An 835-nucleotide genomic window follows, 5' to 3' on the forward strand; every position below is an offset into this window, starting at 1 on the left:
CCACGCGGGCGTCGGGCGAGCCAGGTCCTGACCTTGGGATGCTTGTGGGTGGCGTAGTTATCGACGACGAGATGGATGTCCAGTTGGGGCGGCACGTTAGCTTCGCTGTGGCGCAGGAAGGCGAGGAACTCCTGGTGACGATGGCGGGGTTTGCATTGAGCGATGATTGCGCCGTCGAGCACGTTAAGGGCGGCGAACAGAGTGGTTGTGCCATGACGCTCGTAGTCGTGGGTGACGCCTTCGATGTAGCCGAACCCCATAGGAAGCATGGGCTGGGTTCGTTCGAGGGCCTGAATTTGGCTCTTCTCATCGACGCAAAGCACCACGGCCTTGTCAGGCGGATTGAGATAGAGCCCGACCACATCGCGTAGCTTCTCGACAAAGAAGGGGTCGGTCGAGAGTTTGAAGCTGCGAGTGCGGTGAAGCTGCAGCCCGAAGAGTTGGAACAAGCGATGAACGGTGCTCTTGGCAATGCCCGTCTCTTTGGCGATGGCGCGCACGCTCCAATGGGTTGCGGCTTTGGGCTGAGCGAGTGTCTTGGTGATCATCTCGGCCACAGCCTCATCCTCAACCGTGCGAGGCCTGCCGGTACGCATCTCGTCGTAGAGTCCCTCGATCCGATCTGCGATGAAGCGATTGCGCCATTTGCCGATCGTATGAGGGCCGACACCAAGCCGCGTCGCCACGATGACATTGCTCGGTTCACGTTCGCAGGCCAGCACGATCTTTGCCCGCAGCGTCAGCGCCGCAGGGAGCGAGCGCGACCGCGTGATGGCCGTGAGTTGCGTACGTTCGTCACTCGAAATCGTCAGCGTCGCCTTCGGCCGTCCGGTGC

1 protein-coding gene is annotated in these 835 nt (G+C 61.2%); it reads right to left on the reverse strand.

Translation table 11 applies throughout. The features are described 5' to 3' along the window. On the reverse strand, positions 1–835 hold an 835-nt coding region (locus tag FNJ47_RS46290; RefSeq protein ID WP_163163473.1), incomplete at both ends, for an IS630 family transposase.

It is taken from the genome of Bradyrhizobium uaiense (assembly GCF_010811875.1).
Taxonomy (GTDB): domain Bacteria; phylum Pseudomonadota; class Alphaproteobacteria; order Rhizobiales; family Xanthobacteraceae; genus Bradyrhizobium; species Bradyrhizobium uaiense.